The organism is Ochrobactrum quorumnocens, from assembly GCF_002278035.1.
Lineage (GTDB): Bacteria > Pseudomonadota > Alphaproteobacteria > Rhizobiales > Rhizobiaceae > Brucella > Brucella quorumnocens.
In genome coordinates this window covers 469,132-487,626 of sequence record NZ_CP022603.1, presented here as the reverse complement: position 1 = coordinate 487,626, position 18,495 = coordinate 469,132, and the positions used below count along the sequence as shown (strand labels likewise).

Here is an 18,495-nt window from a genome sequence, read left to right as displayed (position 1 = left end):
TGCTACGCGAATATAAATGCAAAGAGGCCTCCTGCAGTGGATTGCAAATCTATGTGCCGGGCGAACTAAGTGAATAATTTTCTTAATAAAATTCAGTAGCTGGTGAAGATTAGACGTTGAATTTTGATGCCTGTTGGCGAGAGGGAGTGGATCATGGGTAAAATACGCAATGGCTTTTCGGAGCTTGTCGGCAATACGCCTCTGGTTGCTTTCTCACGCCTTCAGAAGAGCAATGACGTTTCTGTGCGGCTTCTCGCAAAAATCGAATATCTCAATCCGGCTGGCAGCATTAAAGACCGTACTGCGTGGGGGATAATTCGGGATGCCGAGCGTGCCGGTAAGATTAAGCCGGGTGATCTTCTGGTAGACCTGACCAGCGGAAATACCGGCATTGGTATTGCGGCTGTTGCTGCCGCAAAGGGCTATCGGACGAAGTTTTATCTGCGTGATACGATCAGCGAAGACAAAATCAATATCCTGCGTCAGTTCGGGTCTGAAATCGTGCTGATTGATAATGACGAATTGCTAGAATTGGGAGCGTTGCAAAAGGTGCTCGATCGCATTCGCAGCGAAAATCCGGGAGCTTATTATACGGGCCAGCGGTCCAATCCTGCCAATCCGGCAATCCATTTTGAAACGACTGGCCCGGAAATCTGGCACGACACGGATGGCGAAGTGGATATTCTGGTCAGCACAGTGGGCACTGGCGGGACCATTTCAGGGGCGGGAAAATATCTGAAAGAAAAGAAATCATCTCTTCGCATCATTCTGGTGGAGCCGACGGCAGATTCTGTGCCTTCTGCCGATAATCCAAAAGCTGAAACCATTGAAGGCGTTCACAAAGTCACCGATATCGATGAGACCATTCTGCCTGAAAACTACGACAAGACTATTGTCGATGAAATTGTTGCGGTGACGACGGAGCAGGCTCGACGTGCCGCATTATCGGTTGCGCGGGAAGAGGGCTTCCTAGTCGGTACGTCTTCCGGGGCTGCGATTGCTGCGGCCCTTCAAATCGCAAAGCGCCCGGAGAATGCGGGAAAGACCATCGTTGCCGTTCTGCCTGATAGCGGAGAGCGCTATTTGTCACTGTTTCAAGAACCAGTCATAGCTGACTAGGGGCTGGTTCGATTATTATTGAATTCAAAAGAAAATAATTAGCAAGTAATCAATATTATATAATTTATATTAGTTTTGTTTGTCGAGACCATAGAATATAATTTTGTTGAATTGTGTAATTATATCAATTTTGAATATTATTATAAGAAATATTATTTGTCATATATTTTATAATAATTAGATATAATTGCCTTAATCGAATTATCCCTCTGAAATAGAACGATTTTGTTTGTTGTTAGTGGGGATGATTATGATTCTGAAAAACACTGTAATCGGTTCGGCATTCGCTGTTCTTGGGGTGACACACGCAAATGCAGCCGATGCAATTGTAGCACCGGAACCGGAGGCTGTAGAATATGTGCGTGTCTGTGATGCCTACGGAGCGGGCTATTTCTACATTCCGGGAACGGAAACCTGCCTGCGTATCCATGGTTATGTTCGTTACGACCTGAGGGGAGGCGATAACGTCTATTATCGTGGTGCAGGTATCAGCCGTGCTCCGGACGGAAGTGCTTATAATCTGAGCCCGCGTGGTAAGTCCTATGATAGCTGGACGAATAATACGCGTTTCACATTACGCACATCGACGGCTTCCGAAACGGAGCTTGGTACGCTTTCGACCTTTACTGAAACCCGGTTCAATTTCGGTAATGGTGTGGATGCCGGAACGACGCTCAACCGTGCGTTCATCCAGCTTGGCGGTCTGCGCGTTGGTCTGGATGACACGGCATTCTACACTTTCACTGGATATTTCGGTGATGTTTTGAATGACGATGTTATCAGCGCCGGTGGTTATCGCACCAATCAGATCAGCTACACATTCAAGGGCGGCAACGGCTTTTCGGCCATTATTGCTTTTGAGCAGGGCAACAATGTTGATGTCGACTGGAATGGCGTGATTGATGACTACACACCACACGTGGTTGCTGGTTTGAAATATGCTCAGAGCTGGGGCTCGATTGCCGGTGTCGTTGCCTATGATTCCGTCAACGAAGAATGGGCCAGCAAGGTTCGTCTTGATGTCAATGTAACCGAACAGTTCTCTCTCTGGCTGCTGGGCGCATACAAGTCGAATGATGATCACTATGTTCACTACGATGCAGGTGGCGCTGTCGTCCATGATGGCGGCAGCAGCAGCTATCGGGGTGTGCGTGTCATCGACAGTTTCTATGGAACATGGGGCGGTGATTGGGCCGTTTGGGGTGGTGCCAAGTTTAAAGCCACCAGTAAGGCAGTCTTTAACGTTCAGCTGGCTTATGAAGGTGCCAAAACATTCGCAGCGAGTGCAAACGTTGCCTATCAGCTGGTTCCGGGTTTCACCATCACGCCACAGATTTCCTACACCAAATGGGATGACAAGAACTCAATCCTGAAAGGTCAGGATGCCTGGCAGGGTGTGGTCCGTTTCCAGCGGTCATTCTGATCTCATAGTAAGGCAGCTTTTCAGCTGTGAACCATGGAATGGCGGCTTTGGCCGCCACTTCTCTCATGGGACTTTTTTCCATTAATCTCGGTCTAACAAAGGTCGATATTCCTACTTTCCGCACTTGAATAGCTTGAACTGCCTCGTTTCTGCTGCATAGCAAACGCTACAATGAACACTAGACCATTAGATCGTAAATGCCATGGATAGGAGGTGTGATTATGATGCAAGCGCAGTCAGATTATCAGCATTCTTCATCGCCGAGCTATGCCGAAAGCGGAAGAGCGCGAGGGACCATTGCGTCACTATTGGCCGCTGTTGAATCTGCCAAGCAGGAGGCGAATGAGAGCCTACGTCGTGCTCAGTCTGCCCCGTTGCCGCATATCGCAGACAATACGATTTTCATCGCACTGTTTGAGCGACATTTATCTGATCGTGAAATTTTGTTTTCGAAAATACGTCAGCTTGACGATGCTAAGGCGTCTTTGCGGGCTTGAGGACGAGGGCATTTTCATTTCATAATAGCCGGGGCTTGGCACAAGGTTCGTTTAAATAGGAAGAAGTGCATTGACTGATTTTGCATCCAGAATGACGCTGACTGAGGAATTGGTTTCGCTGAGCATTCGGGCAGAAGTAGATCGGGGGCCGGAACCAAATAGGGTTCCGATGACTGATCTTGATGTGCAAAAACTTTCAGAAAAACTGTATCTTGAAAGTGGCAAAGATTCATTATGGGTGTTCGCTTATGGCTCCCTTATATGGAAACCGGATTTCAATGCCGTCGACTGGCGTTATGGCGGACTGAAGGGCTGGCATAGGTCATTCTGCCTGAGGCTGACACGCTGGCGCGGCACACAAAGCCAGCCCGGTTTAATGCTTGCTCTAAAGCGTGGCGGCAGTTGCAATGGAATTGCCTTCCGGCTCTCCGACGAAGACAGGTTGGGCCAGATTCAACGCATGATCCGTCGAGAGATTAGCTCGATAAGTGACGCATCGAGCATTCGCTGGGTGTCACTTGAGACACCTGAAGGACCAGTGCGGGCGCTTACATTCTGGGCTGGACCACGCGGAGAGCGGGTGTTGAACGGCTTACCGCTTGAGACGGTGGCCCGAACATTGGCGCGTGCCTGTGGACACATTGGGTCCTGCGCGGAATATTTGTATCTCACAGTCAAGCATCTGGAAGAAAAAGGTATCCGCGATCGCAATCTATGGAAGCTTCAGGAGCTTGTGGCGACGGAAATCGCAGAACTTTACGAACTGAACAAGCAGGCATCCGCTACTTCCCATTCAGGCGATCTGTGCGTTTCTCACTAATCTGATATTAAGCAACAGACTGAATGTGACATTTGGTCTGTTGCGGTAGACTATTAATCCGTTCGATTTAGTGCAAAGCCTCCGTTTATAAAATCGGCGGAGGTTGTTCTATGCTTACGAAAAAGGGGAAATACGGCCTCAAAGCGCTGGCGCACCTCGCTTTGCTTTCCCCAGGGGAGAGCGCATTCGTTGCCGACATCGCCACTAAAAACAACATTTCGAAAAAGTTTCTTGACGCAATCCTGTTGGAGTTGCGCAACGATGGTATTTTGCGTTCGAAGAAGGGGCCGGGCGGTGGTTATAGTTTGGCAAAACCAGCCAGCGAAATCACGATGGGTCAGGCCATCCGTGTTCTGGATGGGCCTTTGGCGCCTATTCGCTGTGCCAGCCGTACCGCCTATGAACCTTGCGAAGATTGCGAGGATCATAAGGCCTGTCAAGTTCGTCGTTCGATGCTTCTTGTCCGCGAGGCAATCGTTGGCGTTTTGGATGCTATGACGCTAGATCAATTTGCGCTTAATGGCGGGCTTGAAGATGATGGCGCTGCGCCCGAATGGGCCAAGCTTACTGCGTAGCGACCGATTACTTCCGATATGCGATCGTGTAGGTCAGGCTACCTTCCGTAACTTCTTCAATTTCAATAACGATATCGCGTATTTCGACGGTCTTCTGATCTTGCGGAAAGTGGGAGGTCTGCCCTGTCGCTGGAGAATTCAAATCTGCGATCGAGTAGCCGCGAACCTCAAACTGTATTTCCCCATTTTCGATCCCCAGAAAAGCAATATCGTAGATCGTTCCGCTTTCATCCGGACTGTAGTCATCGGTATCAGGAACCTCCAATCCCTTAGCATAATCGCGTGGCGGGACGATCGGATTGCCAGACAGAATGAATTGGGAGCGTCCGAAAGTGTCCGTTCCGGGTGCCGGTTGTTCCTGCATTTCCTGCTGTGCAATCGCTGCTTCAGCCCCTGCGGCAGGTCCAGCACTTCCAATGGCAACATGAGAAATTGCAAAGACTGCATTGATGGTTGATGCCAGGACAAGTGCGCGCAGTGTTCTGTTCATTTCAGATGCTTTCTTGATCATGATCTAATACCTATACTAAGGCTGGCATCGATCGCGGCTTGCAATGGAACCTTGGAACTTCCGTATCTTCTGCCAGAACGAAAGCAATCATTTTATCGCATTGCAAACATCCACAGGTGAGTCAATTGCCTGTTCTGTGGACAATACTGAATTGACCTTTCTCCGATCTTCCGTCTAGTGTTCGTTGATATAAGGCATTTTTTGCCGAGACGAGCTTGTAAAGCGCATCCCGAAAAGAATGAAACATTTTCGAAAAAGATGCGCGTTAAAACAAACGGTTAGACCACCGGTCTGATTTAATCAGATCGAAACGGTCTGCAAGAAAGTTGTCTGATGAACTCAGTATGGACCAAGTGGCTTATTAGTATTGTATTTGGCATTTTGTTGGCACGTTTTGGATATGGTCTCTTGGCACCATTGGCAATGGCCTTTTTTCCGGCCCAGATGGACACCGTGACTGCTGCAACGGCCAATTCAGACAGCCTTGATAGTGCAATCATCATTACAGTGCTTGTTCAGCTACTCGTGGTAGTTGTGGGGGCTGTTTGGTTGTCCCGATTTGAAACCCGCAAACTTCAAATGGGTTGGGGCTGCTTTGTGCTGGGAGCTGTTATCCTCCTCGGTTTGCTTGCTACGATATTTGTTGCTGGCCCAGCTATGCAGGAAGGCGCGAACCTTGGGGCGTCGGGTCGTAACGATGCAGCCACCGCGTTTTTGTTCTGGTTGTTCGTCCTAGTATTGCCAATGGCAATCGGAGGCGGGCTGTTGACCGTCATCGGTTGGGTGATGATTTCAAAAGGACGGCGCGAGTTGCAACACAAGTAGTTATGTCCTCAAGGTTGCAGATAAATGACCAATTTATTGGGCGGTAATCCACTATCTGCTTAGACGAATGAACAATTACCGATTGACATCAATCTGTTGAATCGTATTGCAATAAATGAATTGAATGCAGATCAGAGTTTTGGGCGGACGGATGCCTTATTATCCGGGATAAAAGCCGTGCCATATTGATGAAATTAGCGGAATGGGGACTTTCGAATGCGTCTGTTGGGTGCGGTTTTCTTCGCGAGTTTCATCGCGTCCAATCTTCCTGCCCATGCAGAATTTGAGAGGGAACTAGGCCCACTCGCCTCGGCTGCATCATCGCAGATTGTTCAGGGTTGGACCGGGGCCGTACATGATGGATGGTTTGTTCTCAATAACCAGCAGGCCAGCGCTACGGAGCAGACACTGGTTCTCAATGCCGGACCCGCGCCTGAAGCTGGTCGCGCAACAAAGGTAACAATTGCCGTCAATTCGTCGAAGCCTAGTGCTTCTTTGGGGCTGATTGCATCCAATCCCGCCAATAAGGCGATCTGTCTTATGGAGGTCGTCGCAGATAAGAGCGTTAAGCTTTTCTGCATGGAAAATGGCCAGCAGCGCAATATTGCAACGATACCAAACGTCGCCAAGCTCGACGGTACCGACGTCATCGAGATGGTCGAGGTTCCCGGTGTAACACGGTTCCTTCTGAATGGAAGAATGATTGGCGACGTTCAGGGCTCACCAGCTCTCGGTGCACAAATCGGCGTAATGGCGTACGATACTGGAATGTTCGGGATCGCCAATTTCAGTATCACGTCTGACGGCGAGAACGTCCCAACACAACCGATTGTTGGAAGCGGGCAGGGCGGTGGTGCAGCACCACAGACAGCCGATACCGGCTCACAACCCGCGCCGCAAACGGCCGATAATGGCTCTCAACCTGTGTCGGGTTCAGGGGGAGATTCTGGCCCGTTACCGGACTTTGGTGGTGATGGAAACCGGATCGCCTCGGTGTATTTCGGACTTATGCGCAGTATCTTTGCGCATGAATTTGGTCATGCCTTGATTGGGGAGCTACAACTCCCATCGACTGGTCCCGAAGAGGATGCCGTCGACATCTATTCCGCTCTACAGATTGTCGAGCCAACCATGTATCCATCAGGCGACAAAGAAGTCGACGACATGGCAATTGGAAGCGCGAGCTATGCTGCGCTGCAATGGTATTACAGCGGCAAACTCAACGAAATGAAGGGTAGCGCGCCGTCACCATGGCAGGACGAGCATACGGCCGATCTAAAGCGTTTCCGTAACATGCTTTGCATCATGTATGGCGGAAACCCGAAAGTCTTCAGTTCAATTGCCGATGGAGTGCAGTTGGACGAACGGACACGGTTCCGTTGTTCAGATGAGTTCAACAAGCAAAACCGTGCCTGGCGCAAAATTCTTGCCCCGCATACCCGTTCGGGTGAGTGGCATCCGGAAGGCGAGCAGCCAGCAAATGCGCCGGGAGCTGCTATTAAAACTGTGTTCGAACCTTCATCGCGCAGAGTGGGTAACTTTTATGCGGCGAAGCTGTCGGGCGCTTTGACGGGCTATTTCGATAACTTGTCTCAGACCTATGTGCTGCCACGACCGATAACCGTTACTTTCCGCGACTGTGGTCAGTTGAACGCTTGGTACGATCCAAAAGAAGGATCGATCACCATGTGCTATGACTTGTTTGAACATCTGGCGGTCATGATTTCTGACGTTGAGACTGGAAGTGCTCAGGGCGGTTCTGCGGGACAAACTACCAATGCCTCGGCTCCAGATTCAGGTGGAGCGGCAGGCGCTGACTTAGACGAGTTGCGCGATGATGGTGTTGCTGCGAGCATGGTACTATTTCAGTCACCATATGTTGGACCAACACCGAATAAGCACGCCAGAGCGACGGTTATAACCACCGTTGAAGTTGTGAAGATTATCACGAATGGTCGAAAAACTCTTTTCGTCGATACAAGCGGTCTGCAAGAGACTTTGCAAAACGCCTATTCTCTGCCGGATGCCGGGCGCGACGGCAGCGTTACGGATAGTCTGCAGCAACCTTTAGATGAATGGCTGACTGAAAAGGCTGGCGGCGACAAGAGCGTGGGGGTTGTTTTCTTCGGTAAGGGACTGCGTGACCGTTCATCCTATAATGCTGCATTGCGCGCGGCCACGCTTGGCTGGACGACGTTCTGGTATCGTGGCGGACTTGAAGCGTGGACTGGAAACGGTTTGCCAGTGAGCAAGTAACGCGCTGGGTTGATAGTTGTTATCCGCCCGAACTGGAACTGCTCGGATATTGAACGAGAGAACGACCGGAATCCCTCAAGACCTTTTGCTCTCTCTCGCCCAAACAACAAAAGGCGGAGCCTGAAGAGGCTTCGCCTTTTTGTATCTGACCTGCTTGCGCCGGTCTTAGTTTTGATAGCTTGAAGGCGATGCATCACCAAAGCGATGAGCGGAGCCGTCCTGATAGGTAGTCGTCTGACCAATCGAAGCAGTTGCCGTGTTATCAACCTGCTGGGTTGCAACGGGTGTACGGTCATTTGCATAAAGATCGGCAGGTTCGCCAACATGTGGATTTTCAGCGAAAGCAGCACCGGCGCTAAGGGCAACGGCTACGGCAGCAAGAGCAAACTTTTTCATTTTCTATCTCCTAGAATTTGGGAAGCGACGGTGTGTTCGTCGTTTCGATGATTGAGAGATAGGCCTTTCAAAGGGCTGCGCCTAGATCGCAAATGGTTCACGCATTGTATTCATATCAGTAGACAATAAGCCTTGAAATGGGCTCAATCGACCAATGGAGTGCAATTTATTCAAGTATATGTGAACAGTATGAGGCCGAAAAATGGCTGTTAAAGCATAGGTGGAGCAACCAAGTTTTGGCTCTGCGGCTGGGAAGGTTGCCGCATATTCCTTAAGCTTTCCGAATTAAGCTCTCGTATGATCTTTATTGGACATGGGGGCACCAATATGAATGCGGGTGTGGAGCGCGGTGAGTTCGTAAGTTTGATTGCGCCGTTCCTGGAGCCGATGGCGTCAGCTCTCGAGTTTTTTGGTGTGGCCGTGATCCTAATTGGCGTCGCCGTTGCAACGCTTGGTTATCTTAAAGACGTTTTCGTACTTTCAGGCGAGAAAGCCTATACACGCTACCGCGCCAATCTTGGTCGCGGCATCCTCCTCGGTCTGGAAATTCTGATCGGTGCAGATATCATCGCCACCATTATTTCCCCGCTCACATGGGAAAGCGTTGGCCTGCTGGGGCTGATCGTTCTGATCAGGACCTTCCTCAGTTTTTCTCTGGAAGCGGAAATCGATGGTGAATGGCCATGGAGACGCCGCCGCCGCGAAAGGATTCTCACGAACGGCGAATAAGTCTCGCTCTCAGGGGAGTTCTATCCGATGGATGTCAATTCGCGCGAAAGCCTGTTCATGCTCTCTGCACCGCTTGTGGTTATCAGAAACTGTTCTTCGATCATCAGGGCACCAAGCCCATCGGCATAGAACGGAGTTTCCAGCGCCAGAACCATGTTTGGTTCAATTAGCATTTCGTTGCTGCTTGAGATAAACGGCCATTCTTCAATACCGACAGCCGCGCCCACCGAATGCCCAAAATGGCCACGGTAATATTCGCTGAAACCACTCTGCCGCATGATGCCAAGCATTGCTGCATGAATATCGCAGAACCGCGTACCGGGCTTTAACAGTGCTTCGCCCACCGCAAAGCTTTCCTGCAACACCTTGTATATCTCGCTCGCAAGCGGATCGGGCTTGCCGCAGACATAAGTGCGCGCACCATCCGATGAATAGCCGTTGATCAGGGTGCCGACATCGGCTTTCACAAGACAACCTTCTTTGAGCTCGGCCTTCGTGTCCTGAAGATCAGAGCCGGTCGAGATATAAGCCCAATGCCCGGAAAGGGCCTGACCATTCCGTCTGGCTTCCTGTGTGGCGCCATCAATCCAGGCTGCTGAAAGCGCATTCAGGCTGGAGCCGCGTCGGGCGGTGTTCAGCATATTTTCCAGCCCGCTTTCTGCATAGCGGGCTGCATTTCGCAGATACTCGATTTCGCGGGCATTCTTGATGAGACGCAAGCCCTTGACGAGAATGGAAGCATCCTGCCAGTCAATCGACGGTAGCGCTGCCTTAAGACGAGCGAAATCCGCAGCCGGCACAAATTCAAGATCAACACCGATCCTTGCTTGGGAAAGCCCGCGTTCAGTCAGCAGTTCGTCTAGAAGCCTGAAAGCTGCTTCCTGATCGAAAGTTTCAGCGCGCGGGCCGACATTGTTTGCCTGCCTGTAGGCTGCATTGATATCTTCGAATGTTTTTGCATTGTGAACCGTCACCATATCGATCCAGATACGATGCGTGCGGAAATCAATTTGATCCGCAAGATGCGCTGCAGCAGCATATGCATGATCGCTGATCACGGCACCGATTATAGCCTTTTCATCAGCTGGGACCAGTGCAATGGCAGAGCCCGCCCGACCCCACATAGTCGCGACACCGGCTGCTACACCGGTCGCATAGCGGAAGTTTTCAGGTTGAAACAGAACAAGCCCATCAAGCCCTTCCGCTTCAAGAAGTGCCTTGGTTCTATCGCGATTGATCTGGCTCATTATGTTCTCTCAATGCCACCAGGCCGTGATCGTGTATCACGAAGCCATTGGTTTATCGTCGTTAATATAAAACGGAGCGACTTTGTAATCCAATTTTTGAAGTTGGCGAGCTATCAGGCTATCGTGAAGGATAAATCGTCTACCAATTTTATTTATTATAGAATAATCTTCTAAAGAATCCCCGTATGGCATGGTTCCGCCGCTTATCGAGGCTCCGGCCGTCGCTGTATAACCTGTATCAACAGAGGCCCTGGTAGCGACCTAGAAGCTGGAGAATAAAATGAGCGGTTTGACCATTCTTAATCGCAAAATGAAGTTGAGCAACTGGGGCCTGACCACGGCGCTGACCGTTGCACTCGCTTTCGGCTCGTTCACTCAGGCCTATGCCCAGGAAAACGACGCAGACGCGACCGTCAATATCGGATCGCTCTACGAGCCGCAGAACCTCGACAACACCGCAGGTGCGGGGCAGGGTATCAACGAAGCCTTTAATGACAATGTTTATGAAGCACTGTTCCGTCTGGATGATGATGGCAAGGTCGAGCCGGTCCTTTCAAAGGATTACACTGTCAGCGATGATGGCCTGACCTATTCGTTCAAGCTTCAACCCGGCGTCAAGTTCCACTCTGGAGCACCACTGACCTCGAAGGACGTCAAGTTCTCCATCGAGCGTGTCGCAGCGCCGGAATCCAAAAGCTCACGCAAGAGCAGCCTCAAGACCATTACGGGCATTGAAACGCCTGATGATGAAACCGTCGTCGTCAAGCTTTCGTCTCGCTCAATTTCGCTGCCTTACAATCTCAGCTATGTCTGGGTTGTGAATGATGAAGCGACAGATTTTCAGTCGAAAGAAGATGGCACCGGCCCTTACGCACTGGAAGACTGGCGTCGTGGATCATCACTCGCCATTAAACGTTTTGATGACTACTGGGGTACGAAACCGAAAAATGAAGAAGTTGTCTTCCAGTATTTCACCGATGCGAGCGCGCTCAACAATGCGCTTTTGACCGGTTCGGTTGATATCATCACTTCTGTTCAGAGCCCGGATTCGCTGGCACAGTTTAAGGACAACCCTGACTTTACTGTTAGCGAAGGCAAGTCCACGACCAAGTTGCTTCTCGCCTATAACGACCGCGTTGCACCTTTCGATAATGTGAAAGTTCGCAAGGCACTGGCTCGTGCTATCGATGACAAGAAGCTGCTAAATGCAGTTTGGGGCGACTATGGCACGCTGATCGGCTCGTTCGTTCCGCCCACAGATCCATGGTATGTGGATCTGACAGGCGTTGACGCTTATAATCCAGAAAGCGCCAAGGAACTCTTGAAGGAAGCGGGCTATCCCGACGGCTTTACCTTCACCATTGATACGCCCAATTATGACCCGCATCCGATTGCCGCTCAGTTTATACAGGGTGAACTGGCCAAGGTCGGTGTGAAGGTTAACATCAATATCATCACAGCCAATGAATGGTACACGAAGGTCTACAAAGCGCATGATTTCCAGGCGACTTTGCAGGAGCATGTGAACCATCGCGATATTGTATTCTACGGCAATCCGGATTTCTATTGGGGTTACAACAACCCGAAGGTTGTGGATCTCATCAAGGAAGCGGAAGCCAGCTCCACGACTGACGAACAGACGGCCAAGCTGACCGAAGCCAATAAGATCATTGCTGAAGATGCAGCCAGCAACTGGTTCTATCTCTATCCGCAGATCGTGGTTTCGAAAAAGTCGGTCAGTGGCTATCCGGTCAATGGTCTGAATTCGCAGTTCTTTGCTTATGACATTGCGAAATCAGCAGATTAATCGGCTGTCTATAATTAAGAACTGATGCTCGACAGAGAGCGCCGCCTGAATTATTTTCCGGCGGCGTTATCGCATTATTGAGTGGCTAAAAACTGCTCCCTCATACCCGAGAGGTATTCGCCATTCTTGCCTATATCCTTCGCCGTTCAGCCATTTTGATCCTGTCGGTGTTCATCGCAGCGATCGTTTTGTTTTTGTTGCTGCGCCTTTTGCCGGGCGATCCTGCGAATGCGCTCGTATCGGTTGGGGCGGATGCCGCGCAAATTGAAGCAGCGCGCAAACAGGTCGGTTCCGATCTGTCGCTCTACCAGCAGTTCACTCAGTTTATCGGCTCGCTTGTGCGCTTCAACCTTGGCAATTCATTTGTCAGTGGCGCACCGGTGCTGACTGAAATTGGCAAACGCCTGATTGTGACGCTGCCGCTAACATTGATGGCTTTCGTACTCGCGATCATTATCGCCGTTCCGCTCGGCATCCTGTCGGTTGTGCGCCAGAAGAGCTGGTATGGCTCGATCATTTCTGTGATCTCACAGCTTGGCATCGCAGTGCCTGTATTCTGGATTGGTATTCTGCTGGTCTGGATCTTTGCTGTTAAACTGCGCATGTTCCCATCTGGTGGCTTTCCATCACGTGGTTGGCAGTCCGCACCTGCAGCAATTCAGTCGCTGACATTACCGGTCATCACCATTGCCATTGTCATGTCGGCATCGCTCATCCGCTATGTTCGTTCGGCAACGCAGGATGTATTGGGCAGCGATTACCTACGCACGGCGCGTGCGCTGGGCTCTACATTCTCACAAGCGCTGATCCGCCATGGCATCCGAAATGGCGCAGTTCCTGTGATTTCGATCCTTGGTATCGAACTCGCTTCAACGCTTCTTGGCGCTGTGGTGGTGGAACGCGTTTTCTCGCTCCCCGGCCTCGGCTCCATGCTGCTATTGGGTATTGAGCAGCGTGATTATCCAAATGTGCAAGGCGTCTTGTTCGTCTCGACGCTTCTGGTTCTTCTGGTGGGCTTCGCTGCCGATCTGGTGCAACGCTTGATCGATCCGCGATTGCGCAGCCGGTCTGCGGGAGGCCGCGCATGAGCAGCATCACCACAACTTCGCAAAGTTTCCGATTGCCTTGGCCTCTCGTGGTCGGCGGTATTCTTGTTAGCATTCATGTCGTTGTTGCACTGCTTACCCTGTTCTGGACACCTTATGGGGTTGGCGACATGGTTGGCGGACGGCTGGCAGCGCCATCATGGGAGCACTGGGCAGGCACAGACCGGCTCGGTCGCGATCTCATGACGCAGATCATGGTAGGCTCACGCATCGCGCTTTTTGTGGGCCTCGGCGCTGTCACCATTAGCGCTGTGATTGGCGTCACCATCGGCGTTCTGGCCGCTTTTGCGACGCAGACACTCGACGATATGCTGGCTGCAACGCTCGATATTCTGATTGCTTTTCCGACATTGCTGCTCGCCATGTTGATCGTCGCTTCAAGCGATGGCGCAAGCCTTTCGACGGCCATTCTCGCAATCGGCATTGCAGCATCAGCCATCGTCGCGCGACTGACACGCATTCTCGCCAAACGCGTTCTGGCGATGGATTATGTTACAGCGTCGCGCATTTCTGGCACTTCGTGGCTCGGTGTCGTTCGTATCCATGTACTGCCGAACATCTGGCCGACGCTGATTGTCAATTTCGCGCTGCAATTCGGACTGGCCGTTATTGCCGAAGCTTCGCTGTCTTATCTTGGGCTCGGTACTCCACCACCAAACGCCTCCTGGGGACGGCTTTTGCAGGAAGCGCAGGCTTCCGTTTATACAGCTCCCTTCGGTGCTATTGCGCCGGGCTTGGCACTCGTTTCGCTCGTCATCGGGCTTAATCTTTTTGCAGATGGCTTGCGCGATGTGGCCGATCCAACGCGGAGGAGGCAACGGTGAGCCAATTGCTGAACGTTGAAAATCTTGCAATTGAAACTGCAGGCCGCGTTCTTGTTTCCGGCGTATCTTTCTCAGTTGCGCAGGGCGAAAGAGTAGGGCTGATCGGTGAATCCGGTTCCGGTAAGTCACTGACTGCACTAGCCATAATGGGGCTGCTTGCAGACGGTATGAAAGCAAGCGGCTCTATCACGCTCGATGGCCATCAGATTATCGGGGCGCGTGATCGTGAGCTTGTTCCGCTGCGTGGAAGAAGCGTCGCCGCTGTTTTTCAGGAGCCGATGACGGCACTCGATCCTTTGATGCGGATTGGGAAACAGGTTGCCGAAGTCGTGCAGAGGCGCGCATCTCGCGATGGTCGCAAGCTTGGCAAAGCGGAACTTAAAGGCGAAGTGACGAGTCTTCTTGAGCGTGTATCCCTGCCAGAACCGGAGCGCATAGGGCGCTCATGGCCGCATGAAATTTCAGGCGGTCAACGCCAGCGTGCAGCCATTGCCATGGCGCTTGCCTGTCATCCAAAGCTGCTCATTGCCGATGAGCCGACAACAGCACTCGATGTGACGACGCAGGCGGAAATCCTTAAACTTCTTGAGCAACTCGTTCGCGATGAAGGCATGGGGCTTTTGTTCATCAGCCATGATCTGCCGGTCGTTGCAAGCATTGCCGAACGGGCGCTTGTGCTCAGGCACGGCAACTTGATAGAGCGGGGACCAGTGGTCGAGCTTTTTGCAAAGCCGGTAGAAGATTATACCAAAGGGCTGGTTGCAGCCGCGCGGGCCTTCGACGCCGCATTGGAGGTGGCGCGATGAGCCTCATCGATCTTTTAAACGTATCCTTCGCTTATAGCGGCGGCAAAACCGTTTTGCATGATATTGATCTGACACTTGAAAGCGGTAGTAATCTTGGCATTGTCGGTGAATCCGGCTCTGGCAAGACGACCATGCTGAAGTTGTTGCTCGGCTTGCAGGTCGCCACGACTGGTGACGTAAATTTTCGCGGGCAGAAGCTTAATATCAAAGACCGCAGCTTCATGCGTGGCTTCCGCCGTTCTGTGCAGGCAGTTTTTCAGGATCCTTATTCGTCGCTTGATCCGCGCCAGCGCGTTTTCAACATCATCGCCGAGCCGCTCCGCTCATTAAAAATCGAGACTGACATAGCACAAGCCGTTGCTCAGGCACTGGCTGCGGTCGATCTGCCAGAAGATGCAGCAACACGTTATCCGCATGAGTTTTCAGGCGGTCAGCGTCAACGTATCGCGATTGCGAGGGCGATTGTCGCCAACCCCGACCTGATTATTGCCGATGAAGTGGTGAGCGCGCTCGATCTTACCACGCGTGCGCATATCATTGATCTCATGCGGACATTGTCCGAACGCACGACTTTCGTGGTTGTTTCGCACGATATCGCACTTGTGGCTTTGCTTTGTGAAAGACTGATCGTGCTGGAAAAAGGCAAGATTGTCGAGCAGGGCAATACGCGAGACATTCTTGCTCATCCGCAACATACCTATACGCGAAAGCTGCTGACCAGTTTGCCTCGAATGCCGAGAGAATCGTGACTTACTGCAGGCTCAAAAGAGGGGACTTCGAGCCTGATCACGGTTTTGTGCATATACGAAAATATGAAAATAATTAGCAAGTTTTAGCGGGTTTGTGAACAAGTCATCCCATTGATTTCATTATTTTATTTTAAAATTTCGGAAAGTGGACAAACGCCCACAATATGGGCCTCGGTCACGCCCTTTACAAACAAACCGAATTCTCGAAATTTGAATTGTGGCAAATGTTTGTATATCGCAACACTTTGTTTCATAATGCCATAATATATATGGAATCCCCCGAAACAAATTTAACCGTCTTACCCACCTAATCGGCAGGAAACGACAAATGACCGACCTCCCCGGCTATCCGAGCCGGCGCAGCTTTTTGAAAGCATCCGCAGCAAGCGTGATGCTTTCAGGATTGGCTGTGTCAGCTCAGGCGCAACAGTCGACGCCCCCTGTTGCTCTCGAACAATACGAACGCCAATATTTTAATGATCTTGAATGGACGTTTATCCTCGCTGCGACAGCAAGGCTGATCCCGTCTGACGGTGATGGCCCGGGTGCCATCGAAACCCGTGTTCCTGTATTCATCGATCTTCAGCTCGCTGGCGACTATGGTCGCGCAGACGACTGGTACATGGTTGGCCCGCATGATGCCTCGGCAGATCCGACGCGCGGCTGGCAGACCCCGCTTAACCCTGCGCAGATCTATCGTCAGGCAATTCCAGCATTCAACGGCTGGTGCGAGCAGAAGTATGGTGCTGCATTTTCCGCTTTGACTGCTGAGCAGCAGGACGCAGCACTCACATCCCTTCAGAAGGGTGAAGTTGGCTTGCAGCCTGAGCTGCGCGATTTCTTTGGCATTCTCTTGCAGAATACCAAAGAAGGCTATTTTGCCGATCCGATGTATGGCGGCAATCACGGCATGCAGTCGTGGACCTATATCGGCTTCCCCGGCGCACGCGGCAGTTATAAGGAATGGGTTGAGCGCTACAATGTTCGCTACCCACTAGGCCCGGTTTCCATCAAGGGCGAGAGGGCTTAACATGGCACGTCAGGAAAAGAAAAAAGACGTGGTCATTGTTGGCCTCGGCTGGACCGGCGCGATTCTTGCAATGGAATTGGCTCAGGAAGGTCTTGAAGTCGTTGCTCTTGAGCGGGGTCACGATCAAAACACTGTTCCGGATTTCAAATATCCGAACATGATCGATGAGCTGAAATATGGTGTGCGTCTCAAGATGATGCAGCGCGCCAGCCAACAGACGGTCACTATACGCCGCACTGACAGTGAAATCGCCCTGCCTTATCGCAGTTTCGGTTCGTTTCTTCCGGGCAATGGTGTCGGCGGTGCCGGTACGCACTGGAACGGCCTGAACTGGCGTCCGCAGGCAGAAGAACTGCGTCTTCGTTCGCATGTTCTTGAAAACTGGGGCGAGCAGATCATCCCGGAAGATATGCTTCTTGGCGACTATCCTGTCACTTATGACGAAATGGAACCGTTCTTCGACCGTTTCGAACGCGTTGCAGGTATCTCGGGCAAGGCAGGCAACATCAACGGCAAGATCGTTGAAGGTGGCAATCCTTTTGAAGGTTGGCGCGCCAACGAATATCCGATGCCACCAATGCATACGACATGGGATGGCCGGAAATTTGCCGATGCGGCAAAGGCCATGGGTTATCATCCGTTCCCATCACCGGGCGGCATTGCTTCAACGTCCTATGTCAATGAATATGGCATGCAGATGGGACCGTGCAACCATTGCGGTTTCTGCGAGCGTTTCGGCTGTTATCAATATTCGAAGTCATCGCCACAGACGACCATTCTGGATGCGCTGAAGCGTATGCCGAACTTCTCCTACCGTACGGAATCTGAAGTTCTGCGCATTGAAATGGCACCGGACGGTAAGACTGCAACCGGCGTTACTTATTTTGACGACAAAACGCAGGAAGAAGTCTTTCAGCCCGCCGATATCGTCATCATGGCATCGTTCCAGCTCAACAACGTGCATCTGGCGCTGTTGTCTGGAATTGGTACACCTTACGATCCGGTAACAGGCGAAGGCGTAACGGGCCGTAACTATGCCTATCAGCTCACCGGTGGCGTGACGCTCTTCTTCAAGAACGAAGAGTTCAACCCGTTCATCGGTACGGGCGCAAACGGCATGTGCATCGATGATTTCGGGGTAAACCAGATCGACTTTGGTCGCGAGGGATTCATCGGCGGTGCTTATTGGCGTTCGGGCCAGACCAATGGCCAGCCAATCCGCAGCATGACGCTGCCATCAGGCACACCCGGTTGGGGTGCTGGCTGGAAGAACGCCATTGCTGAGTGGTACGGTCACTCCATGAATATCGGAACCCATGGTTCTGTCATGGCTTACAAGACTAACCACCTTGACCTCGACCCTACCTATAAGGATCCGCATGGTCGTCCTTTGATGCGAATGACCTTCAACTGGAATCCGAACGATATCCGGATGACCCAGTTCATGAAGGGCAAGGCTGAAGCACTGGCCAAAACCATGAACCCGGACTTGATACAGTCGTCCTTCAAGAAGGAAGGTTCGCAGTTCGACGTTCGTCCTTACCAGACGACACATACGACTGGCGGTCACACCATGTCGGCCAATCCGCGTGAGGGTGTGGTCAACCGCTTTTCGCAGGCATGGGACAAGCACAACGTGTTCATGCTGGGCGCGGGTAACTTCGTGCAGAACACGCAGTATAATCCGACCGGTCTTCTCGGTGGTCTGGCTTACTGGACCGCACATGCGATCCGTACACAGTATCTTTCCAATCCACGTCCGCTGGTTTGAGGAG

General features: G+C 51.5%; 18 protein-coding genes. 15 read left to right on the top strand and 3 right to left on the bottom strand.

The window, feature by feature from the left end:
• The first annotated feature begins 153 nt into the window (after positions 1 to 153).
• From CES85_RS02390 to CES85_RS02370, 5 genes are all read left to right on the top strand, one after another.
• A complete protein-coding gene (locus CES85_RS02390; protein ID WP_095444467.1) occupies positions 154 to 1,119 on the top strand; it encodes a PLP-dependent cysteine synthase family protein in 966 nt (321 codons plus the stop codon).
• A gap of 250 nt (positions 1,120 to 1,369) precedes the next feature.
• Complete coding sequence (locus CES85_RS02385) at positions 1,370 to 2,542, top strand: porin (RefSeq protein WP_095445666.1); 1,173 nt, start codon at positions 1,370 to 1,372, stop codon at positions 2,540 to 2,542.
• Between the two features lie 221 nt (positions 2,543 to 2,763).
• Positions 2,764 to 3,039 carry a hypothetical protein gene (locus tag CES85_RS02380; RefSeq protein ID WP_244923200.1) on the top strand — a complete coding sequence of 92 codons (276 nt, stop codon included), beginning with the start codon at positions 2,764 to 2,766 and terminating at the stop codon, positions 3,037 to 3,039.
• A gap of 91 nt (positions 3,040 to 3,130) precedes the next feature.
• Entirely contained in the window at positions 3,131 to 3,859 is a 729-nt protein-coding gene (locus CES85_RS02375) for a gamma-glutamylcyclotransferase (RefSeq protein WP_167388269.1), read from the top strand.
• A 110-nt stretch (positions 3,860 to 3,969) separates the two neighbouring features.
• Positions 3,970 to 4,434: an RrF2 family transcriptional regulator gene (locus tag CES85_RS02370; RefSeq protein WP_095444465.1), complete on the top strand. Its 465-nt coding sequence runs from the start codon at positions 3,970 to 3,972 to the stop codon at positions 4,432 to 4,434.
• Positions 4,435 to 4,441: 7 nt separating this feature from the next.
• Here CES85_RS02370 and CES85_RS02365 read toward each other — a convergent pair whose 3' ends face one another.
• Positions 4,442 to 4,945 (bottom strand): hypothetical protein, encoded by a 504-nt coding sequence (locus tag CES85_RS02365; protein ID WP_244923199.1) that lies wholly within the window; start codon positions 4,943 to 4,945, stop codon positions 4,442 to 4,444.
• A 333-nt stretch (positions 4,946 to 5,278) separates the two neighbouring features.
• Between CES85_RS02365 and CES85_RS02360 the strand changes: the two genes are divergently transcribed.
• Together CES85_RS02360 and CES85_RS02355 are read left to right on the top strand one after the other, a co-directional pair.
• Complete coding sequence (locus tag CES85_RS02360) at positions 5,279 to 5,770, top strand: hypothetical protein (protein WP_095444464.1); 492 nt, start codon at positions 5,279 to 5,281, stop codon at positions 5,768 to 5,770.
• A 216-nt stretch (positions 5,771 to 5,986) separates the two neighbouring features.
• Complete coding sequence (locus CES85_RS02355) at positions 5,987 to 8,026, top strand: DUF4344 domain-containing metallopeptidase (RefSeq protein WP_095444463.1); 2,040 nt, start codon at positions 5,987 to 5,989, stop codon at positions 8,024 to 8,026.
• A 165-nt stretch (positions 8,027 to 8,191) separates the two neighbouring features.
• On the opposite strand, the gene CES85_RS02350 is transcribed toward CES85_RS02355, so the two are convergent.
• The gene (locus CES85_RS02350; protein WP_064320232.1) at positions 8,192 to 8,422 is read right to left on the bottom strand and encodes a hypothetical protein; all 231 of its coding nucleotides are present in this window, start codon (positions 8,420 to 8,422) and stop codon (positions 8,192 to 8,194) included.
• Positions 8,423 to 8,749: 327 nt separating this feature from the next.
• Between CES85_RS02350 and CES85_RS02345 the strand changes: the two genes are divergently transcribed.
• A complete protein-coding gene (locus CES85_RS02345; RefSeq protein WP_095445663.1) occupies positions 8,750 to 9,151 on the top strand; it encodes a DUF1622 domain-containing protein in 402 nt (133 codons plus the stop codon).
• Positions 9,152 to 9,171: 20 nt separating this feature from the next.
• On the opposite strand, the gene CES85_RS02340 is transcribed toward CES85_RS02345, so the two are convergent.
• Positions 9,172 to 10,398 (bottom strand): M24 family metallopeptidase, encoded by a 1,227-nt coding sequence (locus tag CES85_RS02340; protein ID WP_095444462.1) that lies wholly within the window; start codon positions 10,396 to 10,398, stop codon positions 9,172 to 9,174.
• A gap of 280 nt (positions 10,399 to 10,678) precedes the next feature.
• On the opposite strand from CES85_RS02340, the gene CES85_RS02335 reads away from it, so the two are divergent.
• From CES85_RS02335 to CES85_RS02305, 7 genes are all read left to right on the top strand, one after another.
• Complete coding sequence (locus CES85_RS02335; protein WP_095444461.1) at positions 10,679 to 12,205, top strand: ABC transporter substrate-binding protein; 1,527 nt, start codon at positions 10,679 to 10,681, stop codon at positions 12,203 to 12,205.
• 134 nt (positions 12,206 to 12,339) lie between these two features.
• On the top strand, positions 12,340 to 13,293 hold the full coding sequence (locus CES85_RS02330; RefSeq protein ID WP_280523383.1) for an ABC transporter permease: 954 nt from the start codon (positions 12,340 to 12,342) through the stop codon (positions 13,291 to 13,293).
• Positions 13,290 to 14,135: an ABC transporter permease gene (locus CES85_RS02325; RefSeq protein ID WP_095444459.1), complete on the top strand. Its 846-nt coding sequence runs from the start codon at positions 13,290 to 13,292 to the stop codon at positions 14,133 to 14,135. Before CES85_RS02330 ends, CES85_RS02325 begins: the two co-directional genes overlap by 4 nt.
• On the top strand, positions 14,132 to 14,941 hold the full coding sequence (locus CES85_RS02320; protein ID WP_095444458.1) for an ATP-binding cassette domain-containing protein: 810 nt from the start codon (positions 14,132 to 14,134) through the stop codon (positions 14,939 to 14,941). Before CES85_RS02325 ends, CES85_RS02320 begins: the two co-directional genes overlap by 4 nt.
• Positions 14,938 to 15,690 carry an ABC transporter ATP-binding protein gene (locus tag CES85_RS02315; RefSeq protein ID WP_095444457.1) on the top strand — a complete coding sequence of 251 codons (753 nt, stop codon included), beginning with the start codon at positions 14,938 to 14,940 and terminating at the stop codon, positions 15,688 to 15,690. The genes CES85_RS02320 and CES85_RS02315 overlap by 4 nt, the downstream gene beginning before the upstream one ends.
• 328 nt (positions 15,691 to 16,018) lie before the next feature.
• Entirely contained in the window at positions 16,019 to 16,720 is a 702-nt protein-coding gene (locus tag CES85_RS02310) for a gluconate 2-dehydrogenase subunit 3 family protein (protein WP_095444456.1), read from the top strand.
• Position 16,721: 1 nt separating this feature from the next.
• Positions 16,722 to 18,491: a GMC family oxidoreductase gene (locus CES85_RS02305; protein ID WP_095444455.1), complete on the top strand. Its 1,770-nt coding sequence runs from the start codon at positions 16,722 to 16,724 to the stop codon at positions 18,489 to 18,491.
• The last annotated feature ends 4 nt before the right edge of the window (positions 18,492 to 18,495 follow it).

Excerpts from the sequence above, each read along its gene's own strand:
- CES85_RS02335 (WP_095444461.1), top strand. The coding sequence starts at position 10,679 with ATGAGCGGTTTGACCATTCTTAATCGCAAAATGAAGTTGAGCAACTGG.
- CES85_RS02310 (WP_095444456.1), top strand. The coding sequence starts at position 16,019 with ATGACCGACCTCCCCGGCTATCCGAGCCGGCGCAGCTTTTTGAAAGCA.
- CES85_RS02340 (WP_095444462.1), bottom strand. The coding sequence starts at position 10,398 with ATGAGCCAGATCAATCGCGATAGAACCAAGGCACTTCTTGAAGCGGAA.
- CES85_RS02385 (WP_095445666.1), top strand. The coding sequence starts at position 1,370 with ATGATTCTGAAAAACACTGTAATCGGTTCGGCATTCGCTGTTCTTGGG.
- CES85_RS02375 (WP_167388269.1), top strand. The coding sequence starts at position 3,131 with ATGACGCTGACTGAGGAATTGGTTTCGCTGAGCATTCGGGCAGAAGTA.
- CES85_RS02355 (WP_095444463.1), top strand. The coding sequence starts at position 5,987 with ATGCGTCTGTTGGGTGCGGTTTTCTTCGCGAGTTTCATCGCGTCCAAT.
- CES85_RS02370 (WP_095444465.1), top strand. The coding sequence starts at position 3,970 with ATGCTTACGAAAAAGGGGAAATACGGCCTCAAAGCGCTGGCGCACCTC.
- CES85_RS02305 (WP_095444455.1), top strand. The coding sequence starts at position 16,722 with ATGGCACGTCAGGAAAAGAAAAAAGACGTGGTCATTGTTGGCCTCGGC.
- CES85_RS02315 (WP_095444457.1), top strand. The coding sequence starts at position 14,938 with ATGAGCCTCATCGATCTTTTAAACGTATCCTTCGCTTATAGCGGCGGC.
- CES85_RS02345 (WP_095445663.1), top strand. The coding sequence starts at position 8,750 with ATGAATGCGGGTGTGGAGCGCGGTGAGTTCGTAAGTTTGATTGCGCCG.
- CES85_RS02380 (WP_244923200.1), top strand. The coding sequence starts at position 2,764 with ATGATGCAAGCGCAGTCAGATTATCAGCATTCTTCATCGCCGAGCTAT.
- CES85_RS02325 (WP_095444459.1), top strand. The coding sequence starts at position 13,290 with ATGAGCAGCATCACCACAACTTCGCAAAGTTTCCGATTGCCTTGGCCT.
- CES85_RS02365 (WP_244923199.1), bottom strand. The coding sequence starts at position 4,945 with ATGATCAAGAAAGCATCTGAAATGAACAGAACACTGCGCGCACTTGTC.
- CES85_RS02390 (WP_095444467.1), top strand. The coding sequence starts at position 154 with ATGGGTAAAATACGCAATGGCTTTTCGGAGCTTGTCGGCAATACGCCT.
- CES85_RS02350 (WP_064320232.1), bottom strand. The coding sequence starts at position 8,422 with ATGAAAAAGTTTGCTCTTGCTGCCGTAGCCGTTGCCCTTAGCGCCGGT.
- CES85_RS02360 (WP_095444464.1), top strand. The coding sequence starts at position 5,279 with ATGAACTCAGTATGGACCAAGTGGCTTATTAGTATTGTATTTGGCATT.